This is a genomic window from Agromyces sp. CCNWLW213, from assembly GCF_037199545.1.
Classification (GTDB): domain Bacteria; phylum Actinomycetota; class Actinomycetes; order Actinomycetales; family Microbacteriaceae; genus Agromyces.
In genome coordinates this window covers 25,026-41,045 of the sequence record NZ_JBBBDX010000013.1, presented here as the reverse complement: position 1 = coordinate 41,045, position 16,020 = coordinate 25,026, and the positions used below count along the sequence as shown (strand labels likewise).

The following is a 16,020-nucleotide window of genomic DNA, read 5'->3' as shown; positions in this document are numbered from 1 at the left end:
CCCCCCCCCCCCCCCCCCCCCCCCCCCCCCCCCCCCCCCCCCCCCCCCCCCCCCCCACCCCCCCCCCCCCCCCCCCCGCACCCTGCGCCACGACCCGAACACGTGAGGAGCCCCCGTGGGTGACGGAGTCAGCATCCCGCTGTCCTCGATGGAGGAGCTGGACCGGGCGCTGAAGGACATCGTCGTCGAGTTCGACGAGGCCGGCGGACGCACCGGCCGCCTCGTCGCGGCCATCGGCCGCCCCTTCGGCCGGAGCGGACTCCGGGACGCCGCCGACGAGTTCGAGGGCGCCTGGGACGACAAGCGCGAGACGCTCAAGGGCCACCTCGTCGAGCTGCAGAAGCAGGTCGAGGGGGTCCGCGACGGATGGGAATCCCTCGATCGCGACCTCGCCAAGCACCTCGAGGCGGAGTGACGATGGGCGACACGGCCTACTTCCACCGGCATATGCCGGACTCGCCCAAGGGGCGTGAGATCGACCGCCTCGAGGGCGACGCGACCGCGATCATCGAGCGCGGCACCGCCATCGAGGAACTCGGCGAGCGGATGCAGCGCGCCGCCGACACGCTGCGGTTGCTCGCCGACGGCCAGGTGGGCCGCGGCGAGTCCCTCGACGCCGTGCGCGAGCAGGCGGAGGAGGTGCACGCCGACCTCAGGACCGCCGGACTGCGGTACGCCCCGAGCGGCACGGCCCTGCGCACCTACGGCGAGGCCGTCGCCGACGTGCAGTCCTCCCTCGACGCCGCCGCACGCCGCTGCGAGGAGCTGTGGGAGACCGTCCGGGCGCGGGCCTCCGCCGTCGACGACGCCGCCGACGTGCCCGAGGGGCCCGACGGGTCGACCGATGCCCGCGACGAGGCGCAGTCGGCCGCCGACGGCGCCCTCTCCACCGCCGAGGAGGAGTGGCGCGAGGCGGCCGCACGGTTCGACGGCTTCTACGACACCTGGGACGCGGCCTACGATCGCGCCCTCGAGGGCCTCGAGCAGGCGAACGAGGACGGTGTCGAGGACGGCTTCTGGGACGACGCCCTCCCGTTGCTCGACTTCCTCGTCGAGGTCCTCGAGGTGGTGGGGCTCGTGCTGCTCGTGCTCGCCCTCGTCGTCGGCGGCCCGCTCGTCGCGGTCCTCGCGACGATCGCCGCCATCGTCACGTTGCTCGCGACCGTGGTGCTGTTCGCGAAGGGACGCAAGAACGGCATGGACCTCGGGCTCGCGATCATCGGCGTCATCCCCTTCGGCAAGCTCGGGCGCATCTTCGCCGCCGCGGGCGAGGGGAGCGCGGTGGCCCGGTTCACCGGCCCCGCCAAGCTCTTCCTCGCCGGCGACGACGTCGCGGCGCTGCGCACGCACCTCGGCAACATCAGCGACGAGGCGGCCGCGCTCTGGACGGCGCGGGGACGGGTCGTACCGTGGGCGCACGGGTCGGTCGTGAGCCAGATGCTCTTCGAGGGCCGCGCCGGACTGAGCTACGTCGCCGCCAACACCCGCCTGCCCGGGTCCGCCGACATGTTCCTCGGCCGCCTGTGGGGCGTCGGCGACTCGCTGTCGCAGACCCTCGACTCCGGGACGGCCGGGCTCATCGACGTCGCCTTCGGCACCAAGCAGCCGTGGGCCCAGGCGGTCCAGACCGCGGACTTCATCACGGGCGAGATCGGCGAGGCCGCCGACGACCGCCTCGTAGACTCGTGGCGATGAGCCTCCGCGACGAACTGACCGCATCCGTGCGCCCCCCGGTGCCGCCGTTCGTCCTCCTCCTTCCGCCCGGCTGGGTCTCGGTCGAGCCGACCCGCGAGACGTTCGACGAGCTGCTCTCCTCGGTGTCCGGCCGGCTCCGCGCCGCGCATCGTCCCGACCTCGACGCGCGGTTCCGGAGCCTGGTCAGGCGCACCGCCGACGAGTTCCTCCGGCGCGACCCCGTCCGGCTGATCTACCAGAAGTCGGTTCCGGGGGAGCGGATGCTGCCGCTCTCGATCACCGCGGCCCGGATCGCCGGTCCCGGCGGCGGCACCCTCGACGCGCAGGTCGGCGAGCTCGTCCGCTCCCGCGGCGCCCGACCGCTCGACGACGCTCGGGTCGTCATGCGCTGGAGTTCGGACTCGACCCACCGGATCGACGGCGGCACGGTCCGCACCCGGTCCTTCGACTACCTCATCGCGATCCCCGGCACCGGTCGGCGCGAGGCGCTCGTGTTCTCCGCCGTCGTGCCCCTCGCCGCGGGCGGAGCGCAGCTCGACGACGAGGCCGCCGACCGCTTCGGCCTCCTCGCCGACGCGATCATGTCCACCTTCCGATGGAGCGGTGAGTGATGCGCTTCGAGATCACCTACGACGAGCGGATCTGGGCCGTCATGCCCGAGCCCGACGCCGGCGCCGACGACCTCTGGATCGCCGAGCAGCGCATGCGCTTCACCCACGGGCCGTTCGCCGCTCACGTCGACGCGCTCGAGACCGCGGCCCGCGAAGCGCTGCTCCGGCGCCGCACGGGCGCGGTCACGTCCCTGTTCTTCCGGCCCGACGCCGTTCCCGCGACCGGCGTGCTGCACGTGACCCTCGCCGAGGGGGCGGCACCCGACGTCGACGACCCCCTGGCCTGGCTGCCCGCCGACGTGGTCGCGCGCATCGACCCGGTCGTCACGCCCTTCGAGACCGAGCTGGTCCGGTGCGGCCGCCGCATCGCCTTCGTGAGCGACCGCGACGATGCGGGCGGCGACCCCGCGACGGGCCTCGTCTACGGCTTCCCGATCGGCGGACGCACCGGGTACGTCTTCTCGGAGGAGGCGCGCAGCGACGTGACCGGCCTCATGCAGCCGCACGCCGACGCGATCGTCGGATCGCTGAGGCTCGTGGCGTGACGGGTCCCACCGCGGCGGACTGGGCGGAGCGCGCCGACGAGACCGCCGTCGCCCTCCGGGCAGACGAGCTCGACCGGCGCGTCCTGGCGGACGCGCCGGCCGCGCGGGATGCGCTCGCCGCGATCGGCGAGCAGGCCGCCGCCGATCTCCGGCGCTGGCGCGACGCGCGCCTCGCGCGCCTGCGACGCGATGAGCCCGGGGTCGCCGCCGCCGTGCGGCCCGCCGGCGGATTCACGTGCGGCGCCGTGGTCGCGACCATCGCCGTCGCGACCGCGTTCGCGCTCTTCTTCAGCCGCGGGAACCTCGGCGTCGAGGTCGAGGTCGTCCTGTCGGCCGTCTGCCTCGTGTCCGGGGCGGCCGTCGTCGCCGTCGTGCTGCCGTGGACCCCGCCCCGCGCGGTGGGCGGCACGCACGTGACCATGGCGTGGATCCTCGCCGCGCTCGGCGTCGCCGCGGCCGTCGCCACCGCCCGGCAGGCGGAGTTCGCCGAGGGCGTCGCCTGGGCGCCGCCGGTCGCGGGACTGGCCGCACTGCTCCTCGTCGCCATGGCCTCGGTCGTGACCGTGCGTCGGTTGCGCGTGCCGCACGACGCGCGACGGGCCGAGGCCGACCGTGCCGAAGCGGTGCGCGCCGAGCTCGGGGAGCGGGTGGCGCTGGTGCGACGCGAGGCGATGGCGCGCGCCGAGCCCGTGCTCGACGCGCTCGACCCCGCGGTCGCGGCGCGCGCCGAGGCGGACCTCTCCTCCGCGTACGCGGCGCTCCGCCGTCGGCGGCTCGTGTCCGCCGACGCCTCCGCCCACCGCCCGGGCGTGCTGCTCGTGGACGCGCCGATCGGGCGCGCGGCACGCGCCTCCCGGATACCCGACGAGGGACGCCTGGTCCCCGCGCTCGCGCCCAGGCGCTGACGCGTCGCCCGGCGTAGGCTCGTGGGATGGCGAGGAACCCGACCGCCGCGTGGACCGTCGCGGGACTGGCGACGGCGCTGCACGTCGCGCTCGTGGTCGCGGCGTTCGGCATGCTGAGCCTCCTCGCGGACGCGGAGCCGATCGGGGATCCCGCCGCGGGGCGCCTCGTCGGGCCCATCACGGTCGGCGTCGCCGCGCTCGCGCTGCTCGTCGTGCTCGGGACGTCGCTCGGGCGCGGCATCCGGCCGTGGTCGCTCGCGGGGATCGCGCTGCTGGCGACGTGGGCGGCCGGGGTGGTCGGAGCCGCGCTGTCGTACGCCGCCGCGACGGGCACGATCCTCGCGGCGCTCATCTTCGCCCTGTCGTTCATGACGGTCGGGTTCGGCGCGATCATCGCCGTGGCCGGGGCGCTGGTCGCGCTGCTCGCCGCGGTGACGCTCCGCGCGCAGGAGGGCGGCGTCGAGCGGCCCCGGTGGCCGTGGGAGCGCGACGACGAGGACTGACGCGCACGGTCGCGGCGTGACACCCGTTCCGCCGTTCGGCACGGCGGCGCGGCCCCCGCAGTAGGGTGAACCGCGTGGAGGGTTCGGTCGAGGCTCGCGTGAGCCACGAGGTCGACCGCTGGCTGGCGTGGCTGCCGCGATGGCGTCCGGGCACGCACCGCGGCCGCGTACGGCTGTGCACGCGCTGCTTCGGGTCGCCGCTCCTCGCGGCCGCGGGGCTCGACACCGACGTGCCGCACCCCGTGCAGCACGCGTTCTCCATGCGCATGAAGGGCATCATCGACGCGGCCGTCGACGATTACACGGCGCGGAACCTCCCCATGCTGCATCGCGAGATCCGGCTCGCCGAGGAGCGGAAGGCGCGCCGCCCCTACCGTGCGGGGGAGGGGCTCGATCCCGAGTTCCTCGGCCTCGACCTCGATCCGGAGCCGACGCCGGGTTCGCCGTTCCTCTTCACGCTGCAGGGACTCGAGGCGGATGCCGCGGCCGAGGCGTTCGAACCGGCGCCGCGGCCCTTCTCGCCGGCCGAGAAGGAGGCGCTCCGCGAGGAGGTGCGGCTCGCCGACGAGTTCGCCAAGCAGCTCGGCCGCCGCATCTGCATCGAGCTCGCCCAGCACCGGCAGCGCATCGCGAACGCCGTCGAGCGGCTCGTCGAGCCGCAGGTCGCGGAACTGCTCGCCGACCTCGACCGCGAGCTCGACGCCCCGGGCTGGCCCGGCTAGTCGGGGGCCGCGCGTTCGCTCAGGGCGTGCCCGCGTCATCCGGCGCCATTTGACCGCATGGTTACGCCCGATTACCATTGATCGGGTGTGCGCTCTGCCGCGCGCTCGTTCATGCCCGCGATCCGCCAGCCGGAGATCGGACACGATGCGGGTTCTCATCATGGCGCACACCAGGGCACCGGCCGCCGAGGCCGGCACGCCCCCACGGCATACCCACCACGCAACGGGCGCTGCAGTTCTGCAGTGCCGGTGGGTCGTGATGTGAAATCCATCAACGCTGTCACCGTGCAGCACCAACAAGGAGAAGCAGTGCCAACCATTCAGCAGTTGGTCCGCAAGGGTCGCTCGCCGAAGGTCACCAAGACCAAGGCTCCCGCCCTGAAGGCCAACCCCCAGCAGCGCGGCGTGTGCACGCGTGTGTACACCACCACCCCCAAGAAGCCGAACTCGGCGCTCCGCAAGGTCGCCCGTGTCAAGCTCTCGAACGGCACCGAGGTCACGGCCTACATCCCCGGTGAGGGCCACAACCTCCAGGAGCACTCGATGGTGCTCGTGCGCGGCGGTCGTGTGAAGGACCTTCCCGGCGTGCGCTACAAGATCATCCGCGGCGCGCTCGACACGCAGGCCGTGAAGAACCGCAAGCAGGCCCGCAGCCGCTACGGCGCGAAGATGGAGAAGAAGTAATGCCTCGCAAGGGACCCGCTCCGAAGCGCCCCGTCGTCGCCGACCCGGTGTACGGCTCGCCGGTCGTCAGCCAGCTCGTCAACAAGATCCTCGTCGACGGCAAGAAGGACCTCGCCCAGCGCATCGTCTACGAGGCGCTCGAGAACGTCGCGAACAAGTCCGGCCAGGACGCCGTCGCCGTGCTCAAGAAGGCCCTCGACAACGTGCGCCCGACCCTCGAGGTCCGCTCGCGTCGCGTCGGCGGCTCGACCTACCAGGTCCCCGTCGAGGTCAAGCCCCACCGCGCGAACACCCTGGCGCTGCGCTGGCTCACCAGCTACGCCAAGGCCCGCCGCGAGAAGACCATGACCGAGCGCCTCACCAACGAGATCCTCGACGCGTCGAACGGCCTGGGTGCCGCGGTCAAGCGCCGCGAGGACACCCACAAGATGGCCGAGTCGAACCGCGCCTTCGCCCACTACCGCTGGTAGTCACTTCCGGTGATCGAGTAGCGGCGAAGCCGCGTACCGGGATCTCGGTACGGCCGCGATGCGGCCTACTCGATCACCGACACCCCAAGCCCCTTCCAACTTCATCCGGAGGAACCCCGTGGCACTTGACGTGCTCACCGACCTGAGCAAGGTCCGCAACATCGGCATCATGGCCCACATCGATGCCGGCAAGACCACCACCACCGAGCGCATCCTGTTCTACACGGGCGTCAACCACAAGATCGGCGAGACGCACGACGGCGCGTCGACGACCGACTGGATGGAGCAGGAGAAGGAGCGCGGCATCACGATCACGTCCGCCGCGGTCACCTGCTTCTGGAACAAGAACCAGATCAACATCATCGACACGCCCGGCCACGTCGACTTCACCGTCGAGGTGGAGCGCTCGCTGCGCGTGCTCGACGGCGCGGTCGCCGTCTTCGACGGCAAGGAGGGCGTCGAGCCCCAGTCCGAGACCGTGTGGCGACAGGCCGACAAGTACAACGTCCCCCGCATCTGCTTCGTCAACAAGATGGACAAGCTCGGCGCGGACTTCTACTTCACCGTCGACACCATCGTCAACCGCCTCGGCGCGAAGCCGCTCGTGCTGCAGCTGCCGATCGGCGCCGAGAACGACTTCATCGGCGTGATCGACCTCGTCGAGATGCGCGCGCTCGTGTGGCCCGGCGACGCCAAGGGCGACGTGACCATGGGCGCCAAGTACGAGGTCCAGGAGATCCCCGCCGACCTCAAGGAGAAGGCGGAGCAGTACCGCCAGCAGCTCCTCGAGACCGTCGCGGAGACCAGCGACGAGCTGCTCGAGAAGTTCTTCGGCGGCGAGGAGCTCACGGTCGCCGAGATCAAGGGCGCGATCCGCAAGCTGACGACCAACTCCGAGATCTACCCCGTGCTGTGCGGCTCGGCGTTCAAGAACCGCGGCGTGCAGCCCATGCTCGACGCCGTCATCGACTACCTGCCGTCGCCGCTCGACGTGCCGCCCGTGCAGGGCCACGACGTGCGCGACGAGGAGAAGATCATCGAGCGCCACGCCGACGCGACCGAGCCGTTCTCGGCCCTCGCGTTCAAGGTCGCGGTGCACCCGTTCTTCGGTCGCCTCACCTACGTGCGCGTCTACTCGGGTCGCCTCGACTCCGGTGCCCAGGTCATCAACTCGACCAAGGGCAAGAAGGAGCGCATCGGCAAGATCTTCCAGATGCACGCCAACAAGGAGAACCCGGTCGACTCGGTCACCGCGGGCAACATCTACGCGGTCATCGGCCTCAAGGACACGACGACCGGCGACACCCTGTGCGACCCGGACAACCAGGTCGTCCTCGAGTCGATGACCTTCCCCGAGCCCGTCATCGAGGTCGCCATCGAGCCGAAGACCAAGGCCGACCAGGAGAAGCTCGGCACGGCCATCCAGAAGCTCGCCGAGGAGGACCCGACCTTCCGCACCGAGCTCAACCAGGAGACCGGCCAGACCGTCATCAAGGGCATGGGCGAGCTGCACCTCGACATCCTCGTCGACCGCATGAAGCGGGAGTTCAAGGTCGAGGCGAACGTCGGCAAGCCCCAGGTGGCCTACCGCGAGACGATCAAGCGCGCGGTCGAGAAGCACGACTACACCCACAAGAAGCAGACGGGTGGGTCGGGCCAGTTCGCGAAGATCCAGTTCGCGCTCGAGCCGCTCGCGGTCGAGGGCGACAAGACGTACGAGTTCGAGAACAAGGTCACGGGTGGCCGCGTTCCGCGCGAGTACATCCCGTCGGTCGACGCCGGCTTCCAGGACGCCATGCAGTACGGCATCCTCGCGGGCTACCCGATGGTGGGCGTCAAGGGCATCCTGCTCGACGGCGCCGCCCACGACGTCGACTCCTCGGAGATGGCGTTCAAGATCGCCGGTTCGATGGGCTTCAAGGAGGCCGCTCGGAAGGCGAACCCCGTCCTGCTCGAGCCGCTGATGGCCGTCGAGGTCCGTACTCCCGAGGAGTACATGGGCGACGTCATCGGCGACCTGAACTCGCGTCGCGGCCAGATCCAGTCCATGGAGGACGCCGCCGGCGTGAAGGTCGTGCGTGCGCACGTCCCGCTCTCGGAGATGTTCGGCTACATCGGCGACCTGCGCTCGAAGACCTCGGGCCGCGCCGTGTACTCGATGGAGTTCGAGAGCTACGCGGAGGTCCCGAAGGCTGTCGCCGACGAGATCGTCCAGAAGAACAAGGGCGAGTAGCGCCCGAACGCACGAGCCGACAGGTTCGCGTAACATAACAACACAACCCCCCGTAGCACTCCGGTCGCAATCCGGCGCCCGGTGCTGCTACACGGATCCTGAGGAGGACCCACAGTGGCTAAGGCCAAGTTCGAGCGGACCAAGCCGCACGTCAACATCGGTACGATCGGTCACGTCGACCACGGCAAGACGACGCTCACCGCGGCGATCTCGAAGGTGCTCGCCGACAAGTACCCGTCGGCCACCAACGTGCAGCGCGACTTCGCGTCGATCGACTCGGCTCCCGAGGAGCGCCAGCGCGGCATCACGATCAATATCTCGCACGTCGAGTACGAGACGCCGAAGCGCCACTACGCGCACGTCGACGCCCCGGGTCACGCCGACTACATCAAGAACATGATCACCGGTGCGGCCCAGATGGACGGCGCGATCCTCGTGGTCGCGGCGACCGACGGCCCGATGGCCCAGACCCGCGAGCACGTGCTGCTCGCCAAGCAGGTCGGCGTGCCCTACCTGCTCGTCGCGCTGAACAAGGCCGACATGGTCGACGACGAGGAGATCCTGGAGCTCGTCGAGCTCGAGGTCCGCGAGCTCCTCTCGAGCCAGGGCTTCCCCGGCGACGACGCTCCGGTCGTCCGCGTCTCGGGCCTCAAGGCGCTCGAGGGCGACGAGAAGTGGGTGCAGTCGGTCCTCGACCTCATGGAGGCCGTCGACGAGTCCATCCCGGACCCGGTGCGCGACAAGGACAAGCCGTTCCTCATGCCCATCGAGGACGTCTTCACCATCACCGGTCGTGGCACGGTCGTCACGGGTCGCGCCGAGCGCGGCACGCTGAAGATCAACTCCGAGGTCGAGATCGTCGGCATCCGCCCGACGCAGAAGACCACGGTCACGGGTATCGAGATGTTCCACAAGCAGCTCGACGAGGCCTGGGCCGGCGAGAACTGCGGTCTCCTGCTCCGTGGTACCAAGCGCGAGGACGTGGAGCGCGGCCAGGTCGTCGTGGCCCCCGGCTCGGTGACCCCGCACACCAACTTCGAGGGCACCGCGTACATCCTCTCGAAGGACGAGGGCGGCCGTCACAACCCGTTCTACGCGAACTACCGTCCGCAGTTCTACTTCCGCACCACCGACGTCACCGGCGTCATCACGCTGCCCGAGGGCACCGAGATGGTCATGCCCGGCGACACCACCGACATGACGGTCGAGCTCATCCAGCCGATCGCCATGGAGGAGGGCCTCGGCTTCGCCATCCGCGAGGGTGGCCGTACGGTCGGCGCCGGTACCGTCACGAAGATCATCAAGTAGTTCTTCGCGATCGCGACCTTCGAAGGGGTCGGGCCCTCGGGCCCGGCCCCTTCGTCGTGTCCGCGGTCAGTGCGCGTCGACCTGCGTGCCGGCGATCTCGGTGTCGACGTCGATCGCGCCCTCGACGCTGCGCCCGACCGTGCACCCCTTCTCGATCGCCCGGGCCATGATGCCGACGAGCTTCGCCCGGTCGTCCGGCTCGAGCATCGAGAGGTCGACGAGCACCTCCTCGGCGATCTGCTGGTACCGGTTCGACTCGTCGTCGGACCGCCCGTGCGCCCAGACCGTCATCGCGAAGTCGTCGCCGAGACGTCGTGCCGCCACCCGGTCGACGCTCAGGCCGACGCAGCCGGCGAGGGCGAGCTTGAGCAGCTCGCCGGGGGTGAAGTGCTCGCCCTCGAGCTCGGCGCCGCCGATCTGCACGGTGGCGCCCTTCTCGTTGAGGCCCTCGTACCGGCGGGGGCCGATGCGCGCGACCGAGACGCTGCCCGGTCCGATCCGCTCGCTCACCTGGTGCACGTGCTCGGTCGTCTGGTCGGTCATCGCGTCCTCCTGTCGGGCCGTTCCCGATCCGATTCCACCATGCATCCGGGGCCGCGGCATCCGCTCGGCTGGGAGGTGGCAGTGAGCCGCCGAGGCGCGACACGCCCGGGTTGCACGGAACCCGGCGCTGTGGCAGACTCTTCTAGTTCAACATTTCGAACGGCGTGCCTTGCTGCGTGCCGTTCGAATCACTGCCAGGCAGTGCATAGCCACCGGAAGGCCCTCGCGGGCGAGTACGGGTCAGGCTAGGCCGCGGGCAGCAGGACGCACAACCGACATCCACTTCGAGCATGGTTCCGCCATGCCCGTTCGCGCGAGTGCGACACGCCCGAGCGCGGGGGTCGGTTGGGGCTCGAAGGTCGAGCGTGCCGAGGCCACCGCGCGAGCGGGGTGGCTTCGACAGGCTCGATCACCGGCCTTTGACAGAAGAACAGTGGTGCTTCACACGGAGTAGCTACGCGGCGTCCGATGCCCTCGGAAGGGGTAAGACGCCTTGACAGAGAGAGAGTCAGCAATGGCGGGACAGAAGATCCGCATTCGACTGAAGTCGTATGACCACGAGGTCATCGACACCTCGGCGCGCAAGATCGTCGACACGGTGACCCGCGCGGGCGCCACGGTCGTCGGCCCCGTGCCGCTTCCGACGGAGAAGAACGTGGTGTGCGTCATCCGTTCGCCCCACAAGTACAAGGACAGCCGCGAGCACTTCGAGATGCGCACCCACAAGCGCCTGATCGACATCGTGGACCCGACGCCCAAGGCCGTCGACTCGCTCATGCGTCTCGACCTTCCGGCCGACGTCAACATCGAGATCAAGCTCTGAGGTACGACATGTCCACCACGACCAAGAACGTGAAGGGTCTGCTCGGCACCAAGCTCGGCATGACCCAGGTGTGGGACGAGAACAACAAGCTCATCCCGGTCACCGTCATCGAGATCGCCCCCAACGTGGTCACGCAGCTCCGCACCCCCGAGAAGGACGGCTACACCGCCATCCAGATCGCCGCGGGCTCGATCGACCCGCGCAAGGTCACCAAGCCGCTCACCGGCCACTTCGACGCCGCGGGCGTCACCCCCCGCCGCCACGTCACCGAGATCCGCACCGCGGACGCCGCCGAGTACTCGCTCGGCCAGGAGCTCACGGTCGACGGCACCTTCGAGGCCGGCCAGCTGGTCGACGTCGTCGGCACCTCCAAGGGCAAGGGCTTCGCCGGTGTCATGAAGCGCCACAACTTCGCGGGCGTCTCCGCGTCGCACGGTGCGCACCGCAACCACCGCAAGCCCGGTTCGATCGGCGCCTCGTCGACCCCGAGCCGCGTCTTCAAGGGCATGCGCATGGCCGGCCGCATGGGCGGCGAGCGCGTGACCGTCCTCAACCTCCGCGTGCACGCGGTCGACGCCGAGAAGGGCCTGCTGCTCGTCAAGGGCGCCGTCCCCGGTGCGCGCGGCCGTCTCGTGTTCGTCCGCAACGCTGTGAAGGGAGCCTGACCATGGCCGCCCCCACCATCGACGTCCTCGACGTCAACGGTAAGAAGGCCGGTACGGCCGAGCTGCCCGCCGAGCTCTTCGACGTGCAGACGAACGTGCCGCTCATCCACCAGGTCGTCGTCGCCCAGCTCGCCGCTGCGCGCCAGGGCACGCACAAGACCAAGCGTCGCGGCGAGGTCTCCGGCGCCGGCCGCAAGCCCTTCAAGCAGAAGGGCACGGGCCGCGCCCGCCAGGGCTCGATCCGCGCGCCGCACATGACCGGCGGCGGCGTCGTCCACGGCCCGCAGCCCCGCGACTACGCGCAGCGCACCCCCAAGAAGATGATCGCCGCAGCCCTGCTCGGCGCCCTCTCCGACCGCGCTCGCGGCGGCCGCGTCCACGCGGTCACCTCGTTCGCGGGCGACACCCCCAAGACGAAGGACGCCGTCGCGCTCCTCGCCGGGATCGCGCCCTCGAAGCACCGGCTCGTCGTCCTCACCCGCGACGAGGAGCTGTCGGAGCGCGTCGTGCGCAACATCCCGACCGTGCACGTCCTGCCGGTCGACCAGCTGAACGCCTACGACGTGCTCGTCGCCGACGACATCGTCTTCAGCCAGGCCGCGCTCGAGGCGTTCGTCGCCGCGAAGACGGCGAAGAAGGAAGAGGTCTCCGCATGAGCGCCGCGCACAACAAGGACCCGCGCGACATCATCATCGCGCCGGTCGTCTCTGAGAAGAGCTACAACCTGATCGACGAGGGCAAGTACACGTTCATCGTGGACCCCCGTGCGAACAAGACCGAGATCAAGCTCGCGATCGAGAAGATCTTCAACGTCCAGGTCGCCTCGATCAACACCCTGAACCGCCAGGGCAAGACGCGTCGCACGCGCTTCGGCATCGGCAAGCGCAAGGACACCAAGCGCGCGATCGTCACCCTCAAGTCCGGCTCGATCGACATCTTCACGGCTGTCGGCTAAGGAGCAGAGGAAACTCACTATGGCTATTCGCAAGTACAAGCCCACGACCCCGGGTCGTCGCGGTTCGTCGGTCGCCGACTTCGCGGAGATCACGCGCTCGACGCCCGAGAAGTCGCTGCTCCGCCCGCTCTCGAAGACCGGTGGCCGCAACAACCAGGGCCGCATCACCACCCGCCACATCGGCGGCGGCCACAAGCGCCAGTACCGCGTCATCGACTTCACGCGCAACGACAAGGACGGCGTGCCCGCCAAGGTCGCGCACATCGAGTACGACCCCAACCGCACCGCGCGCATCGCGCTGCTCCACTTCGTGGACGGCACCAAGCGCTACATCCTCGCCCCGAACAAGCTCCAGCAGGGCGACCTGGTCGAGTCGGGTGCCGGCGCCGACATCAAGCCCGGCAACAACCTGCCGCTGCGCAACATCCCGACCGGTACCGTCGTGCACGCCATCGAGCTCCGCCCCGGCGGCGGCGCGAAGCTGGCCCGCTCGGCCGGTGCCTCGGTGCGCCTCGTGGCGAAGGACGGCCCCTACGCGCAGCTCCGCCTGCCGTCGGGCGAGATCCGCAACGTCGACGCGCGCTGCCGCGCGACCGTCGGCGAGGTCGGCAACGCCGAGCAGTCGAACATCAACTGGGGCAAGGCCGGCCGCAAGCGCTGGAAGGGCGTGCGCCCGACCGTCCGCGGTGTCGCGATGAACCCGATCGACCACCCGCACGGTGGTGGTGAGGGCAAGACCTCCGGTGGTCGTCACCCGGTGAGCCCGTGGGGTCAGCCCGAGGGCCGCACCCGTCGCCCCAACAAGGAGAGCGACAAGCTCATCGTCCGTCGTCGCACCGTCGGCAAGAAGCGCAAGTAGGAGTAAGAGAAGATGCCTCGCAGCCTCAAGAAGGGCCCCTTCGTCGACGAGCACCTGCTTCGCAAGGTCGCCGCGCAGAACGAAGCGGGTTCCAAGAACGTCATCAAGACGTGGTCGCGTCGCTCGATGATCGTCCCGGCCATGCTCGGCCACACGATCGCCGTGCACGACGGCCGCAAGCACATCCCGGTGTTCGTCACCGAGACCATGGTGGGCCACAAGCTCGGCGAGTTCGCGCCCACCCGCACCTTCCGTGGACACGTGAAGGACGACAAGAAGGGCCGCCGCCGCTGACGCGGTGGCGTGAAGGAGGAGAGAAATGGTGGAGTCGATCGCACGCGTGCGTCACATCCGCGTGACCCCCATGAAGGCCCGCCGCGTCGTCAACCTGATCCGCGGCAAGCAGGCACAGGAGGCCCTGGCCATCCTGAAGTTCGCCCCCCAGGGTGCGAGCGAGCCGGTGTACAAGCTCGTCGCCTCGGCCATCGCGAACGCTCGCGTCAAGGCCGATGCCACGAACACCCACCTGGACGAGCAGGACCTCTACGTCAAGCGCGCATTCGTCGACGAGGGCACCACCCTCAAGCGATTCCAGCCGCGCGCGCAGGGTCGTGCCTTCCGCATCAACAAGCGCACGAGCCACATCACCGTCGTGCTCGGCACGCCCGAGGAGGGTACGAAGTAATGGGTCAGAAGGTCAACCCGTACGGCTTCCGTCTCGGCATCACCACCGACCACGTGTCCCGGTGGTTCTCCGACTCGACGAAGCCCGGTCAGCGCTACGCCGACTACCTCGCCGAGGATGTCAAGATCCGTCGCCTGCTCCAGACGTCGCTCGACCGTGCCGGCGTGAGCCGCATCGAGATCGAGCGCACCCGCGACCGCGTCCGCGTGGACATCCACACGGCGCGTCCCGGCATCGTGATCGGCCGCCGCGGCGCCGAGGCCGAGCGCATCCGCGCCGACCTCGAGAAGCTCACCGGCAAGCAGATCCAGCTCAACATCCTCGAGGTGAAGAACCCCGAGGCCGACGCCCAGCTCGTCGCGCAGGGCATCGCCGAGCAGCTCTCCGCCCGCGTGGCCTTCCGCCGCGCGATGCGGAAGGGCCTGCAGGGCGCCCAGCGCGCCGGCGCCAAGGGCGTCCGCATCCAGGTGTCGGGCCGCCTCGGCGGCGCCGAGATGAGCCGGTCGGAGTTCTACCGCGAGGGCCGCGTGCCGCTGCACACGCTCCGCGCGAACATCGACTACGGCTTCTACGAGGCCAAGACCACCTTCGGCCGCATCGGCGTGAAGGTCTGGATCTACAAGGGCGACATCACCAACAAGGAACTCGCCCGCGAGCAGGCCTCCCAGAAGCCGTCGCGTGAGCGCAGTGACCGTCCCCGCCGTGCGCCGCGTTCGCAGGAGCCGGTGGCCGCAGGAGTTGAGGCATAACCATGTTGATTCCCCGTCGAGTCAAGTACCGCAAGCAGCACCACCCCGGCCGTTCGGGCCAGGCCACCGGCGGCACGAAGGTCACCTTCGGCGAGTTCGGCATCCAGGCCCTGAGCCCCGCGTACGTGACGAACCGTCAGATCGAGTCCGCTCGTATCGCCATGACGCGTCACATCAAGCGAGGCGGCAAGGTGTGGATCAACATCTACCCCGACCGTCCGCTCACGAAGAAGCCCGCCGAGACCCGCATGGGTTCCGGTAAGGGCTCGCCCGAGTGGTGGGTCGCCAACGTCAAGCCGGGTCGCGTCCTCTTCGAGGTCTCGGGCGTCTCCGAGGAACTCGCTCGCGAGGCCCTGACCCGTGCCATCCACAAGCTGCCCCTCAAGGCACGCATCATCAAGCGCGAGGAGGGCGACGCATAATGGCCGTCGGATCCAAGGAGCTCGCTGTCGTCGAGCTCGACACCTTCGAGGACGAGCGTCTCGTCGACGAGCTGAAGAAGGCCAAGGAGGAGCTGTTCAACCTCCGCTTCCAGGCCGCCACCGGGCAGCTCGAGAGCCACGGCCGCCTGCGCGCCGTGAAGCGCGACATCGCTCGCATCTACACGGTCATCCGTGAGCGCGAGCTCGGCATCCGTGCGACGCCGGCTCCCGCCGAGGCGCCCGCCGCCTCGGCGAAGAAGACCAAGAAGGCCAAGGCCGAGGCGGATGCCACGGCTGAGGCCGCAGAGACGAAGGAGGCCTAGTCATGGCAACCGCCAAGGAGACGAAGGGCCACGAGTCGGCCGAGCACGACGTCAAGGACGCCGACGCTCGCGGCTACCGCAAGGTCCGCCGCGGCTACGTCGTCAGCGACAAGATGGAGAAGACCATCGTCGTCGAGGTCGAGGACCGCGTGAAGCACCCGCTGTACGGCAAGGTCATCCGCCGTACCTCGAAGGTCAAGGCGCACGACGAGCAGAACACCGCCGGCATCGGCGACCTCGTCGTGATCTCCGAGACCCGCCCGCTCAGCGCCACCAAGCGGTGGCGCCTCGTCGAGATCGTCGAGAAGGCCAAGTAAGCC

General features: G+C 69.9%; 23 protein-coding genes. 22 read left to right on the top strand and 1 reads right to left on the bottom strand.

The features are described 5' to 3' along the window. Positions 1 to 115 precede the first annotated feature (115 nt). The 11 genes from WBQ80_RS16950 (at position 116) to tuf (ending at position 9,676) form a co-directional block, all read left to right on the top strand. Complete coding sequence (locus WBQ80_RS16950) at positions 116 to 415, top strand: hypothetical protein (protein ID WP_336573487.1); 300 nt, start codon at positions 116 to 118, stop codon at positions 413 to 415. A 2-nt stretch (positions 416 to 417) separates the two neighbouring features. Continuing rightward, on the top strand, positions 418 to 1,695 hold the full coding sequence (locus WBQ80_RS16945; RefSeq protein WP_336573486.1) for a hypothetical protein: 1,278 nt from the start codon (positions 418 to 420) through the stop codon (positions 1,693 to 1,695). Next, on the top strand, positions 1,692 to 2,306 hold the full coding sequence (locus WBQ80_RS16940) for a hypothetical protein (protein ID WP_336573485.1): 615 nt from the start codon (positions 1,692 to 1,694) through the stop codon (positions 2,304 to 2,306). The genes WBQ80_RS16945 and WBQ80_RS16940 overlap by 4 nt, the downstream gene beginning before the upstream one ends. After that, positions 2,306 to 2,851, top strand: coding sequence for a hypothetical protein (locus WBQ80_RS16935; RefSeq protein WP_337282615.1), 546 nt, complete (start codon positions 2,306 to 2,308; stop codon positions 2,849 to 2,851). Before WBQ80_RS16940 ends, WBQ80_RS16935 begins: the two co-directional genes overlap by 1 nt. Then, complete coding sequence (locus tag WBQ80_RS16930) at positions 2,848 to 3,756, top strand: hypothetical protein (RefSeq protein ID WP_336573483.1); 909 nt, start codon at positions 2,848 to 2,850, stop codon at positions 3,754 to 3,756. The genes WBQ80_RS16935 and WBQ80_RS16930 overlap by 4 nt, the downstream gene beginning before the upstream one ends. A 26-nt stretch (positions 3,757 to 3,782) precedes the next feature. Beyond that, positions 3,783 to 4,259 (top strand): DUF6121 family protein, encoded by a 477-nt coding sequence (locus tag WBQ80_RS16925; RefSeq protein ID WP_336573482.1) that lies wholly within the window; start codon positions 3,783 to 3,785, stop codon positions 4,257 to 4,259. A gap of 74 nt (positions 4,260 to 4,333) precedes the next feature. Beyond that, positions 4,334 to 4,981, top strand: coding sequence for a spermidine/putrescine ABC transporter substrate-binding protein (locus WBQ80_RS16920; RefSeq protein ID WP_336573481.1), 648 nt, complete (start codon positions 4,334 to 4,336; stop codon positions 4,979 to 4,981). A 309-nt stretch (positions 4,982 to 5,290) separates the two neighbouring features. Beyond that, positions 5,291 to 5,665 (top strand): 30S ribosomal protein S12, encoded by a 375-nt coding sequence (rpsL, locus tag WBQ80_RS16915; protein ID WP_022889720.1) that lies wholly within the window; start codon positions 5,291 to 5,293, stop codon positions 5,663 to 5,665. Beyond that, the gene (gene rpsG, locus WBQ80_RS16910) at positions 5,665 to 6,135 is read left to right on the top strand and encodes a 30S ribosomal protein S7 (RefSeq protein WP_067948599.1); all 471 of its coding nucleotides are present in this window, start codon (positions 5,665 to 5,667) and stop codon (positions 6,133 to 6,135) included. Before rpsL ends, rpsG begins: the two co-directional genes overlap by 1 nt. A gap of 118 nt (positions 6,136 to 6,253) precedes the next feature. Beyond that, on the top strand, positions 6,254 to 8,368 hold the full coding sequence (fusA, locus tag WBQ80_RS16905) for an elongation factor G (protein WP_336573480.1): 2,115 nt from the start codon (positions 6,254 to 6,256) through the stop codon (positions 8,366 to 8,368). A 114-nt stretch (positions 8,369 to 8,482) separates the two neighbouring features. Further along, a complete protein-coding gene (gene tuf / locus WBQ80_RS16900) occupies positions 8,483 to 9,676 on the top strand; it encodes an elongation factor Tu (RefSeq protein ID WP_067948595.1) in 1,194 nt (397 codons plus the stop codon). 66 nt (positions 9,677 to 9,742) lie between these two features. On the opposite strand, the gene WBQ80_RS16895 is transcribed toward tuf, so the two are convergent. Then, a complete protein-coding gene (locus tag WBQ80_RS16895; protein WP_336573479.1) occupies positions 9,743 to 10,219 on the bottom strand; it encodes an OsmC family protein in 477 nt (158 codons plus the stop codon). 514 nt (positions 10,220 to 10,733) lie between these two features. Here WBQ80_RS16895 and rpsJ point away from each other — a divergent pair. Genes rpsJ through rpsQ form a run of 11 tightly spaced genes read left to right on the top strand, consistent with a single transcriptional unit; the run spans position 10,734 to position 16,017 of the window. Continuing rightward, complete coding sequence (gene rpsJ / locus WBQ80_RS16890) at positions 10,734 to 11,042, top strand: 30S ribosomal protein S10 (RefSeq protein ID WP_017201594.1); 309 nt, start codon at positions 10,734 to 10,736, stop codon at positions 11,040 to 11,042. Between the two features lie 8 nt (positions 11,043 to 11,050). Then, complete coding sequence (gene rplC, locus WBQ80_RS16885; protein WP_336573478.1) at positions 11,051 to 11,707, top strand: 50S ribosomal protein L3; 657 nt, start codon at positions 11,051 to 11,053, stop codon at positions 11,705 to 11,707. Positions 11,708 to 11,709: 2 nt separating this feature from the next. Then, positions 11,710 to 12,363, top strand: coding sequence for a 50S ribosomal protein L4 (rplD, locus tag WBQ80_RS16880; RefSeq protein ID WP_336573477.1), 654 nt, complete (start codon positions 11,710 to 11,712; stop codon positions 12,361 to 12,363). Continuing rightward, positions 12,360 to 12,662 carry a 50S ribosomal protein L23 gene (rplW, locus tag WBQ80_RS16875; RefSeq protein ID WP_067948587.1) on the top strand — a complete coding sequence of 101 codons (303 nt, stop codon included), beginning with the start codon at positions 12,360 to 12,362 and terminating at the stop codon, positions 12,660 to 12,662. The genes rplD and rplW overlap by 4 nt, the downstream gene beginning before the upstream one ends. A 19-nt stretch (positions 12,663 to 12,681) precedes the next feature. Next, positions 12,682 to 13,521, top strand: coding sequence for a 50S ribosomal protein L2 (gene rplB / locus WBQ80_RS16870; RefSeq protein ID WP_336573476.1), 840 nt, complete (start codon positions 12,682 to 12,684; stop codon positions 13,519 to 13,521). 12 nt (positions 13,522 to 13,533) lie between these two features. Beyond that, positions 13,534 to 13,815, top strand: coding sequence for a 30S ribosomal protein S19 (gene rpsS, locus WBQ80_RS16865; RefSeq protein WP_067948583.1), 282 nt, complete (start codon positions 13,534 to 13,536; stop codon positions 13,813 to 13,815). Positions 13,816 to 13,840: 25 nt separating this feature from the next. Continuing rightward, positions 13,841 to 14,206, top strand: coding sequence for a 50S ribosomal protein L22 (gene rplV, locus WBQ80_RS16860; protein ID WP_067948581.1), 366 nt, complete (start codon positions 13,841 to 13,843; stop codon positions 14,204 to 14,206). Beyond that, entirely contained in the window at positions 14,206 to 14,955 is a 750-nt protein-coding gene (gene rpsC / locus WBQ80_RS16855; protein ID WP_336571952.1) for a 30S ribosomal protein S3, read from the top strand. Before rplV ends, rpsC begins: the two co-directional genes overlap by 1 nt. A gap of 2 nt (positions 14,956 to 14,957) precedes the next feature. Next, positions 14,958 to 15,377, top strand: coding sequence for a 50S ribosomal protein L16 (rplP, locus tag WBQ80_RS16850; protein ID WP_067948577.1), 420 nt, complete (start codon positions 14,958 to 14,960; stop codon positions 15,375 to 15,377). After that, complete coding sequence (gene rpmC / locus WBQ80_RS16845; RefSeq protein ID WP_336571953.1) at positions 15,377 to 15,700, top strand: 50S ribosomal protein L29; 324 nt, start codon at positions 15,377 to 15,379, stop codon at positions 15,698 to 15,700. The genes rplP and rpmC overlap by 1 nt, the downstream gene beginning before the upstream one ends. A gap of 2 nt (positions 15,701 to 15,702) precedes the next feature. Continuing rightward, a complete protein-coding gene (gene rpsQ, locus WBQ80_RS16840) occupies positions 15,703 to 16,017 on the top strand; it encodes a 30S ribosomal protein S17 (RefSeq protein ID WP_067948573.1) in 315 nt (104 codons plus the stop codon). The last annotated feature ends 3 nt before the right edge of the window (positions 16,018 to 16,020 follow it).